Here is a 20,656-nt window from a genome sequence, read left to right on the forward strand (position 1 = left end):
CTCCGCACCATTTCAGAAGCCGGGGACCGGGCCACTATACCGATGGATGCGCGCGTGGCGAGAATGGCGGACCGGAGCTTCCGCTCAGGAAGGCCGATTCCGCTCCGTAGTCGCCACGTGGAATTACTCACCGTACGAGACGGGACAACCGTCGGTCAGCGAGGGGTTTTCCGCCGGTCTGACAGGTCGGGCAGTACTGCAGGCTCGAATCGGCGAACGACACCTCCCGCACGGTGTCCCCGCACACCGGGCAGGGCAGCCCGGTGCGGGCGTGCACCTTCAACCCGGAGCGCTTCTCACCCTTCAGCTCCGCCGCCCGCTGACCCAGGGACCGCTCGACCGCGTCGCCGAGCACCTGCCGGGTGGCCGCGTGCAGGGTGGCGATCTGGGCGTCGGTGAGCCGATCGGTGATCGCGAACGGAGACAGCTTCGCGGCGTGCAGGATCTCGTCGGAGTACGCGTTGCCCACCCCGGACAGCACCGACTGTTCGGTCAGCACCCCCTTGACCTGCCCCCGCCGGCTCCGTAACCGCTCCGCGAAGGTGGGCAGGTCCGAAGCGAGCGCGTCCGGGCCCAGCTTGGCCACCCCGGGCACCGCCGACACGTCGGTGACCAGGTACGCGGCCAGCTTCTTCTGGGTGCCGGCCTCGGTGAGATCGAAGCCGGAACCGTCGTCCAGGCGTACGCGCAGCGCGATCGGACCCTTGCCGGGCCGCAGCGGAGTGGTGGCCGGGAACGCCTCCCGGTAGTGCAGCCAGCCCGCCCGGGCCAGGTGCACCACGAGGTGCAGGTCACCCTCGAACAGCACGTCGAGGAACTTGCCGTGCCGGCTGGCATCGACCACCGCCCGACCAGCGACGGCGGTCGGTGCCGGTTCGTACGTCTTCAGGGCGCTGATCGCGGCGATCTCCAGCCGGTCGACACGCCGCCCCACCGCGCGCTGCCGCAGGTAACCCGCGAGCGCCTCAACCTCCGGTAGTTCGGGCACCAGCCAACGGTAGCCTTCTTTCCCGTGAGAATCGTGGTGGCGCACAACCGGTACCGGGAAGCACAGCCCTCCGGCGAGAACATCATCGTCGACTCGGAGATCGCCCAGCTCACCGCCGCGGGCGTCGAGGTGCTGCCGTTCATCCGCAGTTCGGACGAGATCCCGTCGATGTCGAAGGCCGCGAAGGCGCTGCTGCCGATCTCGCCGATCTGGGCTCCGCGCGCCCAGCACGACCTGAGCCGACTGCTCACCGAGCACCGACCGGACGTCCTGCACCTGCACAACCCGTACCCCCTGATCTCGCCCTGGGTGGTGCGGACCGCGCACCGGCACGGCGTGCCGGTGGTGCAGACGGTGCACAACTACCGGCAGGTCTGCTCCTCGGGGATCTACTTCCGGGACGGGGTGATCTGCCAGGACTGCAAGGGCCGGGCGCTGGGGGTGCCGGCGATCAAGCACCGCTGCTACCGCGATTCGGCGGCCCAGAGCGCCCTGATGGCGACCACCCTGGCCGTGCACCGCGGCACCTGGCGTTCGGTGGACCGGTACGTCGCGCTCACCTCGGCGATCGCCGACCACCTGCGCGACTACGGCATTCCGGACGAACGCATCGTGGTGAAGCCGAACTCGGTGCCCGACCCGGGCCAGCCGTCGCCGCTCGGTGACGGGTTCCTCTACATGGCCCGACTCTCCCCGGAGAAGGGGCTTGACCTGCTGCTGGACGCCTGGCGTCGGCACCCGGTGGGCGCGCTGGGCACGCTGCGCGTGGCTGGCGACGGTGAGCTGCGCCCGCTGGTGGAGTCCGCCGCCGCCGAGCGGTCCGACGTGGTCTACCTCGGTCAGATCGACCGGGCCGGGGTGCGGGCAGCGGTCGAGGCGAGCGCAGTGGTGATCGCCGCCTCCATGTGGCACGACGTGCTGCCGACCGTGATCCTGGAGGCGTTGGCCAGTGGTCGGCCGGTGCTCGGCACGGCGTTGGGCGGCATTCCGTACCTGGTCGGGGCCGACGCCCCGCACGAGCCCGCCGGCACCGGCCCGGCCGAGAACGCCTCCGCCGTCGCCTCGCCGGTAGCGTCGGAGGTCGCCTCGCTGGCCACTTCCCGGGTGGCCGGTGGCGGGTCGCCCATGCCGGCCGGGATCGGTCTCGGCGACGCCGGCTGGGTCGTCGCCCCGGAGCCGGCCGCGCTGGCCGCCGCCCTGCCGGTCGCCCGGGCCGGCGCGCCCGGGTTGGCAGCGGGCGCTCGGGCCCGCTACGAGCGCACCTTCCACCCCGACGTGGTCATCAAGCAGCTCATCGACATCTACGCGGGCGTGGCCCGTACCTCCGCCCGCGCCTGACCCCGTCCCGCCCGGCGGTGGCCTGCGTCGCTCGGCCGTACCTGGTCAAGATCGCGCTCGGCCTGAAGATCCACACGACATCGGGGATGTTGGGGTTTCCCAGGCGCTGGAAGCAGCAACGTCGGGGAAGTCGCGCGGATCTTGCGGGCAGGCCGGTCGAGCGGAGCGGGGGGCGGGGCGGGCGCGACGCGGGTCAGCGCAGGGAGGCGCGGGCGGAGAAGGCGATGCTCGCCAGCAGGAAGCCGCCGTTGACGATGGTGAACGCGACCATCACCCAGAGGACCAGCGCGGGTGCCACGGCCAGCACCAGGGCGGCCACGAAGACCACCGCGCCGTAGTCGCGGACCAGCTTCACCAGGCGGACCGGCAGCGAGGTCGAGGTGACCATGCTGGCGGCGTTCGGACCGGACTGCATCACCGACGTCACCAGGTTGACCATCCAGGTGCCCGCGAAGGTCGCCACCAGCCAGGTCGGGGTGGACGGCTCCTGTGCCACGGCGGTGGCGGCCAGCGCGGCGACCAGCGCGATCTGCGCGGCCACGTCGCAGAGGATGTCGATCCGGGCACCCGCCGGGCTGCCCTGGCCGGTCACCCGGGCGAGCTGCCCGTCGGCGCAGTCCAGGGAGTACGCCACCTGCCAGCCGACCAGGGCGAGCAGGCCGACCACCCAGGCCGGTACGTCTCCGTCGGCGACCGGGCCGGCGAGTGCCACCACGGTGACCGAGGTGGCCAGCCCGAGCACCAGGTTGGCGAGGGTCAACGCGGTCGGGCGTAGCCCGAGCCGCTGGGCGACCAGCGCGAAGACGGCACCCAGCCACTGGCTGATCGACTCGCTGAACAGGCCGCCGCCCCGGTTTACCCGGTGGAAGTCGGCGACGGTGGGACGGGGGTCAGCCAAGCTGGTCGCGGATTGCACCGGCGTAGTCTGCCAGCCGCTCCCGCGTCTCGGTAGGCGACAGCGCCAGGTGTTCGAGGATGGTGTAGCGGTCCGGCCGGGTGCGCGGCGCGAACTGCACCGCCTCGACGAACTGGTCGTCGGTGAGCGCCACCTCGGCGGGGAGCCGGGGCAGCCCGTGCCGGGTCAGACAGGCCGACATCTCCCCGAAGCGGCGCAGATCTCCGCGCAGCCAGGTGCAGAACAGCGCGCCCAACCCGGCCAGCTCGCCGTGTGAGGCGGTGCCGGGGAAGAGCGAGTCGACCGCGTGCATGATCTCGTGGCAGCCGCCGCTGCACGGCCGGCTGGTGCCGTCCACTGCCATCGCCAGGCCACTGGAGATCAACGCCTCGGCCAGCACGGTGACGAACGCGTCGTCGGTCATGTCGCCCGGATGGTTGAGCACCGCCTCCGCGCCCGCTCGCGAGAGCGAGGCGGCCAGCCCGTCGACCGGCTCGCCGCGTACCTGGCGGGACAGGTCCCAGTCGGCCAGCGCGCTGATGTTGCTGACCACGTCACCGATGCCGGCCCGGTTGTGCCGGTCCGGGCCGCTCTCCACGAAGTCCAGGTCGACGATCACCGCGATCGGAATGTGCACGCCGTAGGAGCCTTTGATCCCGTCGGTGATGAGGCTGGCCACCGGGGAGGCGATCCCGTCGTTGGCGAGGCTGGTCGCCACCGACACCATCGGCAGCCCTCGACGGGTGGCCGCGTACTTGGCCACGTCGATGGTCTTGCCGCCGCCGATGCCCACGACCGCGTCGTACGACCGGGCGCGGAGCTTGCCGCCGAGGTCGTCGGCCGCGTCCAACGTGCCCCCGGTGACGGTGAACACGTCGGCGGTCCGCAGCGACGGCCGGATCAGCTCCGCGATCTGGGCACCCTGGCCCGGACCGACCACCACCGCGACGTCACCGCCGGAGGAGATCCGCCCGTCGGCCAGGATCGTGGCCAGGTCGGCGACCGCCCCACGCCGTACGTCGATGTGCAGCGGGGTGAGGATGCTCCGCGCTAGTAGCGGCACGCGATCTCCCGCGCGCGGGCCAGGTCGGCGTGGTTGTCGACCTCGACCCACGGGACGTCACCGATCGGTGCGGCCCGCACCTCCCCGCCCCGGTCGGAGAACTCCTGGTAGCCGTCCTCGTAGTAGAGGTTCGGGTCCCGTCGCCAGGTCGCCTCCAACGCGTCGGCGAGGGCGTCGGCGACCTGCGGCTCGATCAGCGTGGCACCGATGTACTCCCCGTACGCCTCGCCCGGGTCCATGATCTTGGTGATCCGGGTGAGCTGGCCGGCGGCGTCGAAGGTGGTCTTCATCTCCTCCTCGGCCAGCGGCTTGAGGGTGTCCACAGCGAGCAGGATGCCCGGCCCACGTTCGGCGAGCAGGGTCTTCTCCACGCTCACCGGGTGCACGGTGTCCCCGTTGACCAGCAGAACGCCACGCGCGAAGTGCTCCCGGGCCAGCCAGAGCGAGTAGGCGTTGTTCCACTCCTCGGCCTTGTCGTTGTGCACCAGGGTGATCGTGACCCCGTACTTCTTCTCCAGCTCCGCCTGGCGGGAGACGACCGCGTCCGCCGCGTAGCCGACCACGATCACGATGTCGGTGAGCCCGACCTCGGCGAGGTTGCCCAGCGCGATGTCGAGGATCGTGGTCTCGCCGTCCACCGGCACCAACGCCTTCGGCAGGGTGTCGGTGTACGGACGCAGCCGGCGTCCCGCTCCGGCCGCGAGCACCATTCCGATCATCGCGACATCCTCCCTCGTCCTGCTGCCCGTCATCGGTGGAGGATAGCGCCGGTCGGTCGGCCCGCTCTGGTCAACCGGTCAGCCGGGTAACGCCGCGAGGTCGGCGAGCAGGGTCAGTCGCTCCTCCGCCCCGAGGGCGGCGTACGGGCCGGCGGCCCTCCGGTCGGTCTCCAGCTCGATGGCGGTCCGTTCGGGACCGGCCGGCAGGGTGGCGACGCTGGCCGCGGTGTGCCCGGCGGCGGCCCAGGCGGCAGCGTGCGCGTCGGCCCGGTGGTAGCGCAGCGTGCCGAGCCGGTTGAGTAGCAGCACGCCCGACGGGGTGCCGTCCGGCTCGTACGGGGGCGCCATCGCGGTGAAGGCGGAGCCTCCGCCGTCGCCCTCCTCGTCGGCCAGCACCAGGGCGTAGGACAGCAGTCGGCCGAGCGCCGCCACCATCCGGGACACCCGCTCGTCGTGTCCGGCCCACAGTTCCTCGGTGACGTCGGCGTGCACCTGGTACAGCTCGCCGAGGAAGGCCGCTCCGCGCTCGCTGGCGGAGAGCGTGCCGTCCGCGCTGCGCTGGAGCATCCCGTACGCCACCTGTTTGTCCACCGCCCGCTGGCAGGCGACCGGGTCCTGGTACCGGGTGACAGCGGCGAAGCCCGGCCCGTCGACCCGGCCGCCGGGTGCGGCCAGCCGGGTGCGCAGGTCGACCAGGAATCCGGTCGCGGCGGTCCCGCCGTACCGCTGGGCCAGAACCGCGCCACCACCGTCGCGACCGGCCAGCATGCCGGCCCGGAAGACCCGGTCCACGGCCGGCGCGAGCAGCCCGGCGATGCGGTGCGGGGCCAGCTCGACGCTGTTCACGGACCTGTCGAACGCAGCGCGGCGAAACCCTCGTCCGCGATGCGCCGGATCAGCCCGTCGTTGACGTCGCGGTGCTCGTCCAGGACGGACAGCTCGTGTTCGGCGAGCCAGCGGTACTCGGTGTGCTTGCCGGCCTCCAGCCTCGGGTGGTCGAGGTCGCCGTCGACGCGGACCAGGAAGTCGTACTCGATCCGGGTCAGGCCGTCGTCGCCCACGTAGGTGTACTCGCCCACCTGGTCGAGGACGTGCGAGAGGAACCAGCCGGTCTCCTCGGTGATTTCCCGGCGGAGCGCCGTGTCGATGTCCTCGCCGGGTTCCAGGTGGCCGCCGACGATGTCCCAACAGTTGGGGAAGAGGCGTCGGTGGGGTGAGCGTCGCTGGAAGAAGATGCGGCCGTCGTGGTCGACGATCAGCGCGCCGGCGCAGCGCAGGGGCTCGGTGGACACCATCCGACAGTAGCGAGCGTTCGGGTTGGGCCAAGGCGCGGCCTTGTCCCGGAAACATCCACGGACGACCATGTTCCTACCGGATGCCACCGTCCCAAGGGAGTGATGTGTGATGCAGGTACGGGATGCCATGTCCAGCCAGGTTCTCGTCGTCGGCCCGGAGCACACGCTCCGCCAGGCGGCCCGGATGATGTCGGCTCGCGGTGTCGGGTCGGCGGTCGTGATCGACCCGGATTCCGAGGGAGTCGGGATCATGACCGAACGCGATGTGTTGAAGGCTGTCGGAGCGGGCCTGGACTGTGACGTGGAACGCACCGGCGCCCACCTGACCTGGGACGTGGTCTACGCCGGGCCGGAGTGGACGGTGGCCGAGGCCGCTGCGGCGATGGCCCGGGGCGGTTTCCGGCACCTGGTGGTGCTGGACGGCCGGGAGGTGGCCGGAGTGATCTCGGTTCGGGACATCATGCGGGTGTGGGCGGAGAGCCAGGCGGTCGCGACGACCTGACCGGGTGAGGTGTGGCCGGTCGGATCGACGGGTAAGCATCCCTTGCGGGCGCGGAGAGACCGTCACCCGCAAGGGGAGGGCCCGATGCGTGACGCGGAGCGCCTGGTCGAGCAGCAGTACGCGATGCTCCTGCGTCGGGATGTGGCCCGTCTGCCGGATCTCTACGCCCCGGAGGCGTTCTACGCCATGCCGGGCGTGACGGTCCGACCGATCGAGCTGCCCGCACTCCTGCGTACCTGGACCGGCGCCTTCCCGGACCTGCGGGTCGACGCGCTTGGCGCGGTCCGCACCGGCGGTGGCGCCGCCGTCGAGCTGCGCCTGTCCGGCACCCACACCGGCACGCTGCACTCGCCGTACGGCACGGTCGCGCCGACCGGCCGGACGGTGAGCTGGGAGGTGGCCGACGTGGTCCGGGCACGCAAGGGTCGGATCACCGCCTGGCGTTCCTACTTCGACTGGAGCCAACTCCTCGATGCGCTCGGCGTGCAGTTTGAGGGGCTTTCCCGGGCTGCGCACCACGACGCGCTCGCCCTTCCGGTCTGAGTTGTCGCCGACCGGTGGAGTCGGGTCACCCGTCCCGGTGGCTCAGGATGCGGACATCGTCGTGCCGTCCGCGCGCGCCCCGTCGCCGCCCGTACGCTCAACATCCATGACCGCCGAGCAGTTGATCTCCTTTGCCCGTGGGGCTCCCTCGCTGGACATCGTCGATGTCGAGGGGCTCAAGGCCGCCGCCGTCCGCGCCTTCGACGCCGACCCTGCGGGGGTGACGGCATACGGCACCTCCGTCGGTTACGTTCCGCTGCGAAAGTGGATCGCCGAGAAGCACGGTGTCGAGACCAATCAGGTGCTGGTCACCAACGGGTCGCTCCAGGCCGACGCGTTCCTCTTCGACCACCTGGTCCGCCCCGGCGACGCGGTGGTGGTGGAACGCCCCACGTACGACCGGACGCTGCTCAACCTTCAGCGGATGGGCGGTGAGCTGCACGGCATCTCCGTCCAGCCGGACGGTCTCGACACGGCCGAGTTGCGCAAGCTGCTGGAGTCCGGGGTCCGGCCCCGACTCGCGCACGTGATCCCGAACTACCAGAACCCGGCCGGCATGACGCTCTCCCTGGAGAAGCGGCGGGAGCTGCTCGACCTGGCCGCCGAGTACGGGTTCACCATCTTCGAGGACGACCCGTACGCGGACATCCGCTTCCGCGGCGAGGCGCTGCCGTCGATGCTCTCGCTGGACACCCGCAACGTGGTGGTGCACGCGTCGAGCTTCACCAAGACGGTCTGCCCGGGTGTCCGGGTCGGATACCTGGTCGGCCCGGCGGACCTGATCGCCGACATCGCCAAGAACGCGACGAGTCTCTACATCTCGCCGGGGATGGTGTCGCAGGCGATCGTGCACCAGTTCTGCGTCTCCGGTGACATCGACCGCTCCATCGAGACGGTCCGCGCGGCGTTGGGTGAGCGGGCCCGGGTGCTCGCCGAGTCGTTGCGCCGGCACCTGCCGCAGGCGCGGTTCGTGGAGCCCGACGGTGGCTACTTCCTCTGGGTGGAGTTCCCGGAGGACGTGCTCGTCGACCGGCTCGCTCCGGCTGCCGCCGAGCGTGGGGTCGCGGTGGTCAAGGGCAGCGACTTCGTGTTGGACGGCGGGCGGCACGCGCTTCGACTGGCCTTCTCGGCGGTGACCGCCGATCGGATCGACGAGGGGGTCCGTCGTCTCGCGGACGCCGTCGAGGCCGTCCGCAGCTGAACGAACTGTCAGGTTCCTGACAGAACGACGATGCCAGCCGTCCCGGGACTCCCGCCCGGGCGGCTGGCGGCCCACAATGCTGCGAGCGTCATTCGTGTTACGTCGCGGAGATCACCGCCCGACCCTCCCCCGGGCCGGCCCGCGACCAGGATGACGCGGCAGCACCACCTCCCGCCCCCACGGGTGTCGGGTGGGCCGTGTCGTTCCCGCACACCCCCCGATGCGGCCCGGCCCACCCGGCACCACCCCCACGCGACCGCCGTCACACGTTCCCTCGACCGCAGTCGGCGTAGCCTGCAAGCCGCAGCTGAGCGCGGGAGGTGACGCGATGACGGATCGGACAGAGCGGGACCGGACGGCACCGTCGACCACCGGTCGGGTGTTGCGACCTCGGGCGTGGCCCTCCCCGGTCCGGGCGATGACCCGGATCCTGCACACCGACGGCGCCCCGCCGGCGCCGACCCCCACCGGCGCCGGTCGCAGCTCGGTGGTCGACTGCGCGCTCTACGTCGACGGCAAGCGGCAACCCGGCGACTGGACGTACGCGGAGGCTCTGACCGCGGCCCGCCGCGAGGAGCACGGCTTCGTCTGGCTCGGTCTGCACCAGCCGGAGCTGGCCGAGATGAGCGCCATCGCGGAGACCTACGGTCTGCACGAGCTGGCCGTCGAGGACGCCGTCAAGGCCGAGCAGCGTCCCAAGCTGGAGCGCTTCGGCGAGGTCGTCTTCCTGGTGCTGCGTACCGCGAGGTACTGCGAGCACGCCGAGCTGACCGAGAACTCCGAGGTCGTGGAGACCGGCCAGGTGATGCTCTTCATCGGCCCGAACTTCGTGATCAGCGTCCGGCACGGCGACGCCTGCCGGCTCGCCCCGATCCGCGCCGACCTGGAGACCAAGCAGGATCTGCTGCTGCACGGCCCGTGGGCGGTGGCGTACGGGGTGACCGACCGGGTGGTGGACCTCTACCTGGAGGTGGCCGAGCAGATCGAGGACGACCTCGACGTGCTGGAGGCCGAGGTCTTCGACCGGCACGGCCACGGGCGGATCCAGCGGATCTACCAGATGAAGCGGGAGCTGGTGGAGTTCAAGCGGGCGGTGGTGCCGTTGCAGCGGCCGCTGATGACGCTGACCTCGCAGGTCAACCGGGACGTGCCGAAGGAGGTCCGCCGTTACTTCCGGGACGTGCAGGACCATCTCAGCCGCACCGTGGAGCAGGTGAACTCCTACGACGACCTGCTGAACTCGATCCTCCAGGCGCGGTTGGCGCAGGTCACCGTCGACCAGAACAACGACATGCGCAAGATCGCCGCGTGGGCGGCCATCGCCGCGGTCTGGACCTCCATCGCCGGCGTCGAGGGCATGAACTTCGACAACATGCCCGAGCTGAAGATGACGTACGGCTATCCGGTGGCCCTGGCCCTGATGCTCGGCGTCTCGCTGGCCCTCTACCGCTGGTTCCGGCGCAACGGCTGGCTCTGACCGCGACCGCGACCGCGACCGCGACCGCGACCGCAACCGCAACCGCGACCGCGACATGGAAGCGCCGGCGCGCGGAGTGATCCGCGTGCCGGCGCTCGTTTCGCCGCCGCTGTGGTCAGCGCCGCCCGTTGGTGCGGGCGGTGTCCTTGCCCAGGGCCTTGGTGAGGTCGTCGGTCGGCCGACCGGAGACGTCCGTGGCACCCTCGGCGACCGACGGGACCTTGTCGGTCGGGCGGACGCCGGTCTGCTTGGCCGGGCTGGTGGTGCTGGCGCTGGTGCCGCCGGCCACCGCCGAGCTGCCCGCGCCGGTCATTCCCGCCGCGCCGGCCATGGCGGAGCCGTCGCTGCCCTTGGTGGCGGACGGCGTACGCACCTCGATCGAGTCGACGTCGTCGCGCATCGGCTCCAGGGTGCGGGTCGGGTCGTACTCGGCCCACTCCTGCTGCTCCCGACGGCGGCGGAGCGCGACCGCGCCGGCCAGGCCGGCGATGGCACCCGCCGCCAACAGGCCGGTCATCATCGAGCCGCGACGGCGCGGCTGCTTCTTCTTACCGGTGATCCGCATGGTCTTCGACTTGGCCTTCCTGGTCAGCGGCCCTGCCTGCGCGGCGCCGTCTCGGGCCGCCGCCGCCAGCGGCGCCAGCGTGGTGAGTGTCGTCCCCCAGCCGGTCGACGCGCGGTCGCGCACCATCGCGGCGGTCGGTGCCACGTAGCCCCGGGCCACCTGGACCCGCGGGCCGACGGTCGCGCCAGCGCCCTTGGCGGCATGGTTGGCTGCCTGCATCAGGTGGCTGATGCTCTGGTTCAGCTCGGCCTTCGCCAGCTGCCCCTGGGACTTGCGCCGCCCGAATCCAAACACGGTCCTACCTCCTGGGAGTTGTTCCTTCGTCATCCTCCACCTTCGGATGCCTCCGCGATGCCAGATCGGGCACATGGGAGGATCCGCATGGAACTGACCAACGAGTGAGGAGTACCCGTGGCCGAGGCTGTCTACGCCACCTTGCACACCAACGCTGGCCCGATCCGGCTGGAGCTCTTCCCGAACCACGCTCCGAAGACGGTCCGCAACTTCATCGACCTGGCCGAGGGCAACCGGGAGTACACCGACCCGCGCACCGGTCAGCCGGGCAGCGGGCCGTACTACGACGGCACCATCTCGCACCGGGTGATCAGCGGGTTCATGGTCCAGATGGGCGACCCGACCGGCACCGGTCGGGGTGGGCCGGGTTACAAGTTCGCCGACGAGTTCCACCCGGAGCTGCGTTTCGACCGGCCCTACCTGCTGGCGATGGCGAACGCCGGACCGGGCACCAACGGTTCGCAGTTCTTCATCACCGTGTCGCCGACGCCGCACCTGAACAACCGGCACACGATCTTCGGGCAGGTCGCCGACGAGCAGTCGGTGAAGGTCGTCGACTCGATCGCGAACACCCCGACCGGCCCGAGCGACCGTCCGTTGCAGGACGTCGTCATCGAGCGGGTCGAGATCGAGCGGTCTGCTGCCTGAGCGACCGGCGAGGTACCTTTGCTCGCATGATTGAGCGCTCCGGAGCACCGCACCGTCCGGCGTCGGTGGTTCGCGTGGCGGTGGACGGCGGGTCGACCCGGTGAGCGAGTCGCCGCCGACCACCCCGGTCTGCTACCGGCACCCCGGCCGGGAGACCTACGTCCGGTGCACCCGCTGCGACCGGCCGATCTGCCCGGAGTGCATGCGGGAGGCGTCGGTCGGGCACCAGTGCCCGGAGTGCGTCAACGAGGGCCGTCGCAGTGTCCGGCCGGCGCGTACCGCCTTCGGTGGCGGTGCGGCCGGCCGGCACGGCTATGTCACCAAGGCCCTGATCGCCGTGAACGTGCTGCTCATGCTGCTCTCCATCGCCTCGGACCGGGGTGGGGACGCGGCGGTGGGCGGTTCCGGCTTCGGCGGTCTGATGGGTGGCAGCACCCCGCTGACCAACTGGGGGTCGGTGCTCGGGCTGGCGGTCTTCCCCGACGGCACGCTCGGCGGCATCGCGGACGGCCAGTGGTACCGGCTGATCACCGCGATGTTCCTGCACTACGGCGTGATCCACCTGCTGCTCAACATGTGGGCGCTGTGGGTGCTCGGCCGGTCGTTGGAGGCCAACCTCGGGCCGCTGCGCTTCGGCGCGCTCTACCTGATCGGGGGGCTCGGCGGCAACGTGGCCGCGTACCTGTTCAGCGCTCAGAACTCGGCCACCGCCGGTGCGTCCACCGCCGTCTTCGGTCTCTTCGCCGCGCTGATCATCATCGAGCGGAAGATGGGCCGGGACATTTCCCAGGTGATCCCGATCCTGGTGATCAACCTGGTGTTCACCCTGACCGTGCCGGGCATCTCCATCCCCGGCCATCTGGGCGGCCTGGTGGTCGGTGCGCTGATGGCGCTGGTGCTCGCCTACGCGCCGCGCGGTCGGCGCACGCTTGTCCAGGTCGTCGGCGGAGCGATCATCCTGCTGGCCCTGATCGGCCTGGTCCTCGTCCGTACCGCCTACCTGCTCGGCTGACCGATCAGGGGTTCGGGCGGGCGGCGTGCAGCTCGGCGACCACCTCGTCCGGTGTGGTCCCCAGCTCGAATCGACCGAAGAGGTGCAGCGACTCGCCGGCGTCGATCTCCAGGACCTCGGACGTCAGCCCCAACCGCGGTCGACGGTCCACGGTGATCGCCTCGATGGTCGGCCAGGGCAGCAGCCGGTGGCCGGCGAAACCGTGGATGACGGTGAGTCCGCTCGGATCGACGGCCAACCGAACCGGTGCGATCAGGTCGCGTACCGCCCAGACGACCAGGACGGCTGCGGCCAGGATGGCCAGCACCAGCCGGACCGCGTCGCCGTCGGCGAAGAGCAACCCCAGTGCGATCAGCAGAACGGCACCGGCGAGCTTCGCCGCGGGCACTGTCGACGGCACCCGCCACTGCCGGGGTCCGGTGATGTCATCCACCCGTCCAGCATGCCAGCGCCTCGCCGCTGCCGTCGATCATGGAGTTGCGGTGCCCCACATATAGTGCGAAGTGGAAACTTTCCCCCACCACGATTCCATGATCGACCCCGGAGAGGGGCTGGGCGGCGGCCCGCCTCGTCGGCGTAGGATCGGGGCAGCCCAAGTTACCGGGGAGTAAACATGAGTGACGCGGTCATCGTCGGCGCGGTGCGTACCCCGGTCGGGCGGCGTAAGGGCAGCCTCGCCGGCGTCCACCCGGTCGATCTCTCGGCGCACGTGCTGCGCGCCCTCGCCGAGCGCACCGGGCTCGACCCGACGCAGGTCGACGACGTCTTCTGGGGCTGCGTGTCCCAGGTCGGCGAGCAGTCGTGGAACATCGCCCGCAACGGCGTGCTCGCCGCCGGCTGGCCCGAGACGGTGCCCGGCACGACACTGGACCGGCAGTGTGGCTCCAGCCAACAGGCGCTGCACTTCGCGGCCGCCACCGTGCTCTCCGGCCAGGCCGATCTGGTGGTCGCCGGTGGCGTCGAGTCGATGACCCGGGTCCCGATGGGCTCCAGCGTGGCCGGCGGCATGCCGTTCAGCGACCAGCTCCGGGACCGCTACCGGGGTGTCGAGGGCTTCGCCGACGACGCGCCCCTGCCGTTCAACCAGGGTGTCGGGGCCGAGCTGATCGCCCAGCGGTGGCGGCTCACGCGTACGCAGCTCGACGAGTTCGCGCTGGCCAGCCACGAGAAGGCAGCCGCGGCGCAGGACGCCGGAGCGTTCGAGCCCGAGCTGACGCCGGTGCCGCTCGGCGACGGCGGCAAGTTCGCCGCCGACGAGGGCATCCGCCGGGACACGACGCTGGACAAACTCGCTGAACTCGCCACCCCGTTCCGCGCCGACGGTGTGGTGACGGCCGGGTCCGCGTCCCAGATCTCCGACGGCGCCGCTGCCCTCGCGGTGACCACCTCCGAGTGGGCGAGCCGGCACGGCCTGCGGCCCCTGGCCCGGATCCACACCGCCGTGGTCGCCGCCGACGACCCGGTCACCATGCTCACCGCGCCCATCCCGGCCACCGCGAAGGCGCTGCGCCGAGCGGGGCTGGGCATCGAGGAGATCGGGGTGTACGAGGTGAACGAGGCGTTCGCCCCGGTGCCGCTGGCGTGGTTGGCGGAGACCGAGGCGGACCCGGAGCGGTTGAACCCGCGTGGAGGGGCGATCGCCCTCGGCCACCCGCTCGGTGGCTCCGGCGCCCGAATCATGACCACCATGCTCCAGCACATGCGGGACAACGGGATCCGCTACGGCCTGCAGACCATGTGCGAGGGCGGCGGGATGGCCAACGCCACCATCGTCGAGCTGATCTGACACCTGCCGGAAAAGGCGTCGCCCCGGCCCGGCCGGGCGGCCTAGGGTGCCCAGCGTGACGACGACCCCTGGTGAGCGCAGCCCTGACTGGTCCGACGAGCAGTGGCAGGTGCGGGCCCGATCCTGGGTGGACGCGCAACTGAGCCGTGCCGGCCGACGGGTGACCGGGTTGGTGGAGCCGCGGGTGCGTCCGTGGTCACTGGTCTGGCGGGTGCCCACCGACGACGGCCCGGTCTGGTTCAAGGCCAACAACCCGGGCACCGTGCACGAGGCAGTTCTGGTGGAGACGCTCGCCGAGCTGACACCCGAACGGGTGCTGACCCCGATCGCCGTGGACCGGGAGCAGGGCTGGTCGTTGCTGCCCGACGGTGGTGAGTCGTTGCGCGACGTGCTGGGGCGCGACCCCGACCTTTCGCACTGGGAGCGGGCGCTCCCCGGGTACGCCGCACTGCAACTGGCGAGCGCGCCGCGCGCCGACGAGCTGGTCGCCCTGGGCGTGCCGGACCACCGTCCGGAGGCGCTGGCGGGTCTCTTCGCCGAACTGCTCGACGATGACGGATCGCTGCTGACCGGTGCCGAGGGCGGGCTCAGCCAGGACATGTACGAGCGGTTGCGGGCCGAGCTGCCGTCGTACGCCGAGCGGTGCCGCCGGCTCGCCGACATCGGGATTCCGGCCACCGTGCAACACGACGACCTGCACGACGGCAACGTCTTCGCGGGCCCGGACGGATACCGCTACTTCGACTGGGGCGACGCGTCGGTGGCGCACCCGTTCGGCACGCTGCTGGTGACCCTGCGTTCCATCCGGTACGCCGAGAAGCCGGCGGCCGACAACACCCGGCTGGCCCGGTTGCGGGACGCCTACCTGGAGGCCTGGACCGACAGGTACGACCGTCGGACCCTCGTCGAGGCCGCCGACCTCGCGATCGAACTGGGCCCGGTGAGCCGCTCGCTCTCCTGGCGACGGGCCCTGGACACGCCGGACGAGTCGCGTGCCGAGTACGCCGACGCCGTTCCCGGCTGGCTGGAGGAGCTCTTCGCCGCTGACCCGTTGCAGCCGGATTCCTGACCACGATCCGTCGCAGTCGGAAGTCGGACAGCCAGTGCGTCGCGGTGTCGTGGAACTTCCAAAAATTCGCCGTGACCCACGTCACCCCGTCGGGGGCGTCGTTGGGCAGGTCATGGACGTCTTCTCCCGAACGTTCCTCCCGGCCGCCGCAGAGGCTGGCCTGGCCGTGCAGACCGTGAGCCGGCACATGCCGGTCTTCCGGCGCTGCGTCGGCTCCGGTGACGCCACCATCCTCGTCACCCGTTGCAGCCGCCCCGACCGTCCAGTCACCGGCGACTACCTGCTGCTGCTCACTCACCGTCGACTGGTGGTGACCCAGCAGACCCGACTCCTGCACCGACTGCGCCTGCACCTCAACACCGAGTTGCGGGAACTGAGCAACGTGACCTGGAGCCCCGACCCCCGACTGCAGTGCGTCGAGGTTGCGGCCACGGCGATCGACGGGATCCGCGAGCGGTTCCTCATCCGTACCAGCCACCCGAAGCGGGTGTGGCAGCTCGACGCGTTGCTCAACCACGCGTTCCGGACGCGCCTGCGGGTGCCCCGGGAGCGCGTCGTCGCCACGATCAGCGACACGCCGGCCGCCGCACGGCCCAGCGCGTTCCGCCCGGCCCCGGTGAGCTGACCAGCTCTCAGGCGGTGCCTTGCGCCGCTCTTACCTAACCCGAACACGCACCGATCGCGCCGGCCCGCCCGGTCGGCAATCATGGGCCGGTGACCGTCGAACCGCCGCACCGCGGGCTCGTCCTCGTGGTCGAGGACGAGCCGGCCATCGCCGACCTGGTCCGGCTGTATCTCACCCGGGACGGGTTCGGCGTCCACCTGGAACGCGACGGTGTGGCGGGTCTGAGCGCCGCCCGCCGACTACGCCCGGTGGCCTGCGTTCTGGACATCGCGCTGCCAGGCCTGCCCGGCACCGAGATCTGTCGTCAGCTGCGCGAGGCCGGTGACTGGACACCGGTCATCTTCCTCACCGCCCGCGACGACGAGGTCGACCGGATCGTCGGCCTGGAGTTGGGTGCCGACGACTACGTGACCAAGCCGTTCAGCCCTCGGGAGTTGGTCGCCCGGGTGCGTGCGGTGCTGCGTCGTTCCGCCGGTGGCCCCGAAGGCGCGGAGCGGCCGCGCGTCGTCGGGCCGGTGACGCTCGACCCGGCACGCCGGACGGTCAGCGTCGGGGGCGCACCGGTGCAGCTCACCTCCACCGAGTTCGACCTGCTGGCCCACCTGATGGCCCGGCCCGGCCGGGTCTTCACGCGGGAGGAGTTGCTGGCCGGGGTCTGGGGGTACGCCGCACACGCCGGCACCCGCACCGTGGACGTGCACGTCGCCCAGGTACGGGCGAAGCTCGGCCCCGCCAGCGTGATCCGCACCCACCGCGGCGTCGGGTACGCGGTCGATGCCTGACCGTCCCCAGCGCGTCGAGTCGCCGACCATGACCCTGCCGGTGGTCGGCACCAACCCGTCGGCCGCACCTCGGCGTGGCCGCTTCGGTCGTACGCTGACCGCCCGGGCGGTGCTCGTCACGTGCGCGGTGGCACTGGTGTCGGTGCTGGTCACCGCGATCGTGGCGGTGCCGTTGGCGATCCGCGGAGCGGAGCGACGAGACCAGGACGCGCTCGCCGCCCAGGCCCGGCTCGCCGCCGAGGTGCTACGGACCCGACTGGACCGGGGGCGCAGCACCGACGAGGAGCGGCTCATCCAACAACTGCGCAACCAGGGCATCGACGCGTACCTGATCCGACGTGGGACGGTCGACCGATCCGGCCTGCCACAGCGGGTCGTGCAGCGGATCGGGCAGGGCCGCAACGTGTCGGTCCGGCGCGTCGTCGACGGGAAACGGGCCCTGGTCGAGGGCCGGGCGCTGCCCAACGGCAACGGCGTGGTGCTGTCCCGTCCGTCGTCGGACGGGCTCTGGGCCCAGGTGCTGCGCAGCCTCTGGTTGCCGCTCCTGGCCGGGCTGGCCGCCGGTGTGGCGGCCGGTCTGCTGCTGGCCCGCCGGTTGGCCCGGCCGATCCGCGTCGCGGCCACCGCCGCCGCCCGGCTCCGCGCCGGGGACCGCGCCGTCCGGGTGCCGGTCGAACCACCGGACGAGGTCGCCGACCTGGCCGAGGCGTTGAACGGCCTGGCCGGTGCGCTGGCCACCAGCGAGGGACGGCAGCGGGAGTTCCTGCTGTCCGTCTCGCACGAGCTGCGCACCCCGCTGACCGCGATCCGGGGGTACGCCGAGGCGCTCGCCGACGGTGTGCTCGGCGCGGACGACACCGTCGACACGGGTCGGACGATGCTGGTCGAGGCCCAGCACCTGGACCGGCTGATCGGGGATCTGCTGGCGCTGGCCCGGTTGGAGGCGGCCGACTTTCCCCTCGAACCGGTGCCGGTCGACCTCACCCGGTTGGCAGTGGACGCGGAGCCGGCCTGGTCCGGCCGGTGCGCGGCGGTCGGGGTGCCGTTCCGGTTGGAGACACCCGGTCGACAGGTGCCCGCGTACACCGATCCGGCTCGGATCCGTCAGGTGCTGGACGGGTTGCTGGAGAACGCGCTTCGGGTCGTACCCCCGGGGTCGCCGGTGGTGCTCGCGGTCCGGCCTGCGGGCGCGGACCCGGCCGCCGGCGGTGTGCTGGAGGTCCGCGACGGCGGGCCCGGCTTCACCGACGACGACCTGGCGGTGGCGTTCGAACGCGGTGCGCTGCACGAGCGGTACCGGGGGGTGCGCAAGGTGGGCAGTGGGCTGGGGTTGGCGTTGGCCGCCGGCCTGGTCCGCCGACTGGGCGGGGAGATCGCCGCTGGGCACGCGCCGGAGGGCGGTGCCGCCTTCACGGTCCGGCTGCCCGGTGATCCTTACCTGACCCGAACATCGGCCTGACGCTCCGCTCGTCGTTCCCGGGAAGGCTGAGGGTTCCACTGACCGAGAGGGAACGCCATGTCACGTTGGGGACTCGTCACCGGAACCACCGCTCTGCTGGCGGCGGTCGCGCTCGGTCTCAGCGGCTGCGGTGCGGCCGAGGTGGCCGGCCAGCCCGCCCGGGAGGCGGCCGTCGAGGTCGCCGCCGCGATGGGCGTCGAGGGGCAGGCGCTGACCGCGATGGGTTTCGACGCCGACGACCTGGACGTGCGGACCGTCGCCGCACCGGCCACCCCGACGCCCGGAGCCTCCCCCACCGCCCAGGAGAAGGCCCGGGAGAAGCGCGGCGAGGAGTGGCGCAAGCGCCGGCAGGCGCGGGTGCTGCTGCGTAAGAACACCCTGCACGGTGAGGCGGTGGTGAAGACCAAGGACGGCGGTACGCAGACAGTGGCCGTTCAGCGCGGCGAGGTGACCGCGATCGACGGCGGCTCGATGACCGTCAAGTCCCCCGACGGCTTCACCATGACCTGGACCTTCGGCGAGGACCTGCGGGTCATCGAGCGGCGCGCCACAGTGCAGCCGAGCGAGGTGAAGGTCGGCGCGACGGTCGGCGTCGCCGGTGCGAAGGACGGCGACAAGGGCGTGGCGCGGCTCGTGCTCATCCCCCGCACCAAGTGAGCGATCGGGGCCCCGGCCGACGCCGGGGCCCCGATCCTCGTCAGTACACGCGCGACCCGATGAAGTCGTCGTGACCGTAACCGACCGGGTTGGCGGCGGTACGGGCCTCGAACGACCACTGCTGCCGGGTGCTGCTCCCGCAGTTCGCCAACCGCAGGCGTGGGCTGCCCAGCAACGGGTTGTCGAACGCCACGCACAGGTTGGTCGCGGCGGCCGGCTTGATCTGGCTGCCGGAGAAGACGAACTGCTGCGCTCCGGTGCCGTTGCAGTCGTAGATGTTGACCGCGGTGCCGGCGGTCATCGAGCTGTTGGAGACGTCCAGGCAGCGATCGTGGGACAGCTCCGAGTGCAGTGACCGCCGGGCCGAGTCGTACCAGAAGCCCTGGTTACGCCCACCGTGACAGGAGTACGGCTGCTGCACGGTCCCGTTGCGGGAGTCGTACCCCTTGCCGTCGACGCAGGTGCCGGTGGCCAGGTTGCGCAGTTGCCTGAAGTCCAGCAGGCCCGGGTAGAGCACGCCACTGCCGGTGCTCGCCGGGTCGACGCAGCTGGCCCGGGCCTGACCGGAGTTCCAGAACTGGGTGATGCACTGGGCGAACATGCCGTGCCCACGGGCGTTGGGGTGGAAGGACTGACGGGCGGCGTTCTCGTTCCAGATGCCGACCTCGATGAACAGGCCGCGTACCGAGGTGTTGTCGGTGCACACCTCGTGCCCGTGAAAGAGTCGGCTGGCGTCCAGGTAGCGGGTGCCGGTGCTCGCGGCGGCCGAGCGCAGCGCCGACTCGAACAACGGCACCGCCTTGTTCCGGGCGAACGCCGCGTCGGCCAGGTAGAGCAGGCAGCCGCCGGAGTACCAGCCCGGGAAGTTCGGGTTGTCCTCCACGTCGGGGCTGCCCGGGCTCGGGTACGACATCAGCACCAGCTCGTAGTCCGACCGCAGGTAGCCGGCCTTCGTCATGGTCTGCCGGATGTCGTTGAGCGCGGATTCGACGGCCTGGCGGCTGCCGTCGGTGCGGATCGTCCACTGGTCGGTGTAGGTGGGGTAGCAGGGCCCCTGGAAGAAGACCCGACGAACGGCGCAGTCGGTGGCGACCGGACCGAACTGGATGGTGCCGTCCCCGTTCGCGCCGACCACCACCCAGATCAGCTTGACGTGCGTGTTGCGCGCCTTGATGCCCAGGTAGTCGCCCTGGTTGAGCTCGTTGTGCTGGGTCGGGCCGCCAGCGATGAGATTCCACGGCGTGGCACCGGAGCAGGCGATGTTGTACTGCGCGTCCGACGTGATGCCGGTGCGGAACACCGCCTGGTCGTACGAGCGGTCGCACCAGTTGCCGTCCTGGTGGGTGCCGGGGACGTAGTTGCCGACCCCCTCGCCGGAGATCTCGCTGTCGCCCATGGTGACCAGCGCGGTGCGGCGTTGTTCGATCGGTCGGATCGCCGGGCTGCCGTAGAGGGCGGTGGCCTCGGCGGCCCGGATTGCTTCGAGGTTGGCGGGGAGTGGTTGGACGGTCGGACGGTCGGCGGCGGTGGCGGGGGTGGCCGGTCCGGCGAGCATCGGTAGGACGAGAGCGGCGACGGCGACGGCGACGGTGATGGCCCGTCGTCGGGTCGCGCGTTCGGGCCTGGCGGGGATTGCAGGCATCGACGCACTCCTTTCGGCTCAGTCGCGGGACGTCGACTGAGTTACCAGACGGTAACGTGCGGATCCATAGATGTGAATGCGGCTCGGATCCTTGCG

The 20,656-nt window shown here is 71.4% G+C and carries 22 protein-coding genes; 13 read left to right on the top strand and 9 right to left on the bottom strand.

What is annotated here, in order from left to right; all coding sequences use genetic code 11:
* Nucleotides 1–127: 127 nt before the first annotated feature.
* On the bottom strand, nucleotides 128–988 hold the full coding sequence (locus tag O3438_RS23100) for an Fpg/Nei family DNA glycosylase (protein ID WP_269681870.1): 861 nt from the start codon (nucleotides 986–988) through the stop codon (nucleotides 128–130).
* A gap of 24 nt (nucleotides 989–1,012) precedes the next feature.
* Here O3438_RS23100 and O3438_RS23105 point away from each other — a divergent pair, with 24 nt between their 5' ends.
* Nucleotides 1,013–2,326, top strand: a complete 1,314-nt coding sequence (locus O3438_RS23105) for a glycosyltransferase family 4 protein (protein WP_269681871.1) — start codon at nucleotides 1,013–1,015, stop codon at nucleotides 2,324–2,326.
* Nucleotides 2,327–2,519: 193 nt separating this feature from the next.
* On the opposite strand, the gene O3438_RS23110 is transcribed toward O3438_RS23105, so the two are convergent.
* The 5 genes from O3438_RS23110 to O3438_RS23130 all read right to left on the bottom strand — a co-directional run bounded on the left by O3438_RS23110 (nucleotide 2,520) and on the right by O3438_RS23130 (nucleotide 6,298).
* Nucleotides 2,520–3,242: a CDP-alcohol phosphatidyltransferase family protein gene (locus O3438_RS23110; RefSeq protein ID WP_269681872.1), complete on the bottom strand. Its 723-nt coding sequence runs from the start codon at nucleotides 3,240–3,242 to the stop codon at nucleotides 2,520–2,522.
* Entirely contained in the window at nucleotides 3,217–4,284 is a 1,068-nt protein-coding gene (locus O3438_RS23115) for an iron-containing alcohol dehydrogenase family protein (RefSeq protein ID WP_269681873.1), read from the bottom strand. Before O3438_RS23115 ends, O3438_RS23110 begins: the two co-directional genes overlap by 26 nt.
* A complete protein-coding gene (locus tag O3438_RS23120) occupies nucleotides 4,272–5,003 on the bottom strand; it encodes a phosphocholine cytidylyltransferase family protein (protein ID WP_269683729.1) in 732 nt (243 codons plus the stop codon). Before O3438_RS23120 ends, O3438_RS23115 begins: the two co-directional genes overlap by 13 nt.
* A 78-nt stretch (nucleotides 5,004–5,081) precedes the next feature.
* Entirely contained in the window at nucleotides 5,082–5,849 is a 768-nt protein-coding gene (locus O3438_RS23125) for a hypothetical protein (protein ID WP_269681874.1), read from the bottom strand.
* The gene (locus O3438_RS23130) at nucleotides 5,846–6,298 is read right to left on the bottom strand and encodes an NUDIX domain-containing protein (RefSeq protein WP_269681875.1); all 453 of its coding nucleotides are present in this window, start codon (nucleotides 6,296–6,298) and stop codon (nucleotides 5,846–5,848) included. The genes O3438_RS23125 and O3438_RS23130 overlap by 4 nt, the downstream gene beginning before the upstream one ends.
* Nucleotides 6,299–6,407: 109 nt before the next feature.
* Between O3438_RS23130 and O3438_RS23135 the strand changes: the two genes are divergently transcribed.
* The 4 genes from O3438_RS23135 to corA all read left to right on the top strand — a co-directional run bounded on the left by O3438_RS23135 (nucleotide 6,408) and on the right by corA (nucleotide 10,021).
* Entirely contained in the window at nucleotides 6,408–6,800 is a 393-nt protein-coding gene (locus O3438_RS23135) for a CBS domain-containing protein (RefSeq protein WP_145778434.1), read from the top strand.
* An 84-nt stretch (nucleotides 6,801–6,884) separates the two neighbouring features.
* Entirely contained in the window at nucleotides 6,885–7,343 is a 459-nt protein-coding gene (locus tag O3438_RS23140; protein ID WP_269681876.1) for an ester cyclase, read from the top strand.
* A 106-nt stretch (nucleotides 7,344–7,449) separates the two neighbouring features.
* On the top strand, nucleotides 7,450–8,544 hold the full coding sequence (locus O3438_RS23145) for an aminotransferase-like domain-containing protein (RefSeq protein ID WP_088987144.1): 1,095 nt from the start codon (nucleotides 7,450–7,452) through the stop codon (nucleotides 8,542–8,544).
* Nucleotides 8,545–8,872: 328 nt separating this feature from the next.
* Nucleotides 8,873–10,021, top strand: coding sequence for a magnesium/cobalt transporter CorA (gene corA, locus O3438_RS23150; protein ID WP_269681877.1), 1,149 nt, complete (start codon nucleotides 8,873–8,875; stop codon nucleotides 10,019–10,021).
* Between the two features lie 115 nt (nucleotides 10,022–10,136).
* Here the strand turns inward: corA and O3438_RS23155 are convergent, their stop codons facing one another.
* Nucleotides 10,137–10,913: a hypothetical protein gene (locus O3438_RS23155; RefSeq protein WP_269681878.1), complete on the bottom strand. Its 777-nt coding sequence runs from the start codon at nucleotides 10,911–10,913 to the stop codon at nucleotides 10,137–10,139.
* A gap of 84 nt (nucleotides 10,914–10,997) precedes the next feature.
* Here O3438_RS23155 and O3438_RS23160 point away from each other — a divergent pair, with 84 nt between their 5' ends.
* Together O3438_RS23160 and O3438_RS23165 are read left to right on the top strand one after the other, a co-directional pair.
* Nucleotides 10,998–11,528, top strand: coding sequence for a peptidylprolyl isomerase (locus O3438_RS23160; protein ID WP_088987147.1), 531 nt, complete (start codon nucleotides 10,998–11,000; stop codon nucleotides 11,526–11,528).
* Between the two features lie 100 nt (nucleotides 11,529–11,628).
* A complete protein-coding gene (locus O3438_RS23165) occupies nucleotides 11,629–12,540 on the top strand; it encodes a rhomboid family intramembrane serine protease (protein WP_269681879.1) in 912 nt (303 codons plus the stop codon).
* Nucleotides 12,541–12,544: 4 nt separating this feature from the next.
* Here the strand turns inward: O3438_RS23165 and O3438_RS23170 are convergent, their stop codons facing one another.
* Nucleotides 12,545–12,973: a PH domain-containing protein gene (locus O3438_RS23170; RefSeq protein ID WP_269681880.1), complete on the bottom strand. Its 429-nt coding sequence runs from the start codon at nucleotides 12,971–12,973 to the stop codon at nucleotides 12,545–12,547.
* 180 nt (nucleotides 12,974–13,153) lie between these two features.
* On the opposite strand from O3438_RS23170, the gene O3438_RS23175 reads away from it, so the two are divergent.
* The 6 genes from O3438_RS23175 to O3438_RS23200 all read left to right on the top strand — a co-directional run bounded on the left by O3438_RS23175 (nucleotide 13,154) and on the right by O3438_RS23200 (nucleotide 18,918).
* Nucleotides 13,154–14,326, top strand: a complete 1,173-nt coding sequence (locus O3438_RS23175) for a thiolase family protein (protein ID WP_145778442.1) — start codon at nucleotides 13,154–13,156, stop codon at nucleotides 14,324–14,326.
* Between the two features lie 55 nt (nucleotides 14,327–14,381).
* Nucleotides 14,382–15,395 (top strand): phosphotransferase, encoded by a 1,014-nt coding sequence (locus O3438_RS23180; protein WP_269681881.1) that lies wholly within the window; start codon nucleotides 14,382–14,384, stop codon nucleotides 15,393–15,395.
* Between the two features lie 112 nt (nucleotides 15,396–15,507).
* Nucleotides 15,508–16,020, top strand: coding sequence for a hypothetical protein (locus O3438_RS23185; protein ID WP_088987152.1), 513 nt, complete (start codon nucleotides 15,508–15,510; stop codon nucleotides 16,018–16,020).
* An 89-nt stretch (nucleotides 16,021–16,109) separates the two neighbouring features.
* The gene (locus tag O3438_RS23190; RefSeq protein WP_145778445.1) at nucleotides 16,110–16,802 is read left to right on the top strand and encodes a response regulator transcription factor; all 693 of its coding nucleotides are present in this window, start codon (nucleotides 16,110–16,112) and stop codon (nucleotides 16,800–16,802) included.
* Nucleotides 16,795–18,261, top strand: coding sequence for a sensor histidine kinase (locus O3438_RS23195; protein ID WP_269681882.1), 1,467 nt, complete (start codon nucleotides 16,795–16,797; stop codon nucleotides 18,259–18,261). Before O3438_RS23190 ends, O3438_RS23195 begins: the two co-directional genes overlap by 8 nt.
* A 57-nt stretch (nucleotides 18,262–18,318) precedes the next feature.
* Nucleotides 18,319–18,918, top strand: coding sequence for a hypothetical protein (locus O3438_RS23200; RefSeq protein WP_269681883.1), 600 nt, complete (start codon nucleotides 18,319–18,321; stop codon nucleotides 18,916–18,918).
* 40 nt (nucleotides 18,919–18,958) lie between these two features.
* On the opposite strand, the gene O3438_RS23205 is transcribed toward O3438_RS23200, so the two are convergent.
* A complete protein-coding gene (locus O3438_RS23205) occupies nucleotides 18,959–20,560 on the bottom strand; it encodes a ricin-type beta-trefoil lectin domain protein (protein WP_269681884.1) in 1,602 nt (533 codons plus the stop codon).
* Between the last annotated feature and the right edge of the window lie 96 nt (nucleotides 20,561–20,656).

Origin of the sequence: Micromonospora sp. WMMC250 (genome assembly GCF_027460215.1) — a bacterium.
In the GTDB taxonomy this organism is placed as follows: Bacteria; Actinomycetota; Actinomycetes; order Mycobacteriales; family Micromonosporaceae; genus Micromonospora; species Micromonospora taraxaci.

Bases quoted from the DNA above. Each gene is read 5' to 3' on its own strand.
- O3438_RS23155 (WP_269681878.1), bottom strand. From the start codon at position 10,913: ATGACGAAGGAACAACTCCCAGGAGGTAGGACCGTGTTTGGATTCGGG.
- O3438_RS23130 (WP_269681875.1), bottom strand. From the start codon at position 6,298: ATGGTGTCCACCGAGCCCCTGCGCTGCGCCGGCGCGCTGATCGTCGAC.
- O3438_RS23120 (WP_269683729.1), bottom strand. From the start codon at position 5,003: ATGATCGGAATGGTGCTCGCGGCCGGAGCGGGACGCCGGCTGCGTCCG.
- O3438_RS23200 (WP_269681883.1), top strand. From the start codon at position 18,319: ATGTCACGTTGGGGACTCGTCACCGGAACCACCGCTCTGCTGGCGGCG.
- O3438_RS23175 (WP_145778442.1), top strand. From the start codon at position 13,154: ATGAGTGACGCGGTCATCGTCGGCGCGGTGCGTACCCCGGTCGGGCGG.
- O3438_RS23135 (WP_145778434.1), top strand. From the start codon at position 6,408: ATGCAGGTACGGGATGCCATGTCCAGCCAGGTTCTCGTCGTCGGCCCG.
- O3438_RS23185 (WP_088987152.1), top strand. From the start codon at position 15,508: ATGGACGTCTTCTCCCGAACGTTCCTCCCGGCCGCCGCAGAGGCTGGC.
- corA (WP_269681877.1), top strand. From the start codon at position 8,873: ATGACGGATCGGACAGAGCGGGACCGGACGGCACCGTCGACCACCGGT.
- O3438_RS23205 (WP_269681884.1), bottom strand. From the start codon at position 20,560: ATGCCTGCAATCCCCGCCAGGCCCGAACGCGCGACCCGACGACGGGCC.
- O3438_RS23195 (WP_269681882.1), top strand. From the start codon at position 16,795: ATGCCTGACCGTCCCCAGCGCGTCGAGTCGCCGACCATGACCCTGCCG.
- O3438_RS23140 (WP_269681876.1), top strand. From the start codon at position 6,885: ATGCGTGACGCGGAGCGCCTGGTCGAGCAGCAGTACGCGATGCTCCTG.
- O3438_RS23145 (WP_088987144.1), top strand. From the start codon at position 7,450: ATGACCGCCGAGCAGTTGATCTCCTTTGCCCGTGGGGCTCCCTCGCTG.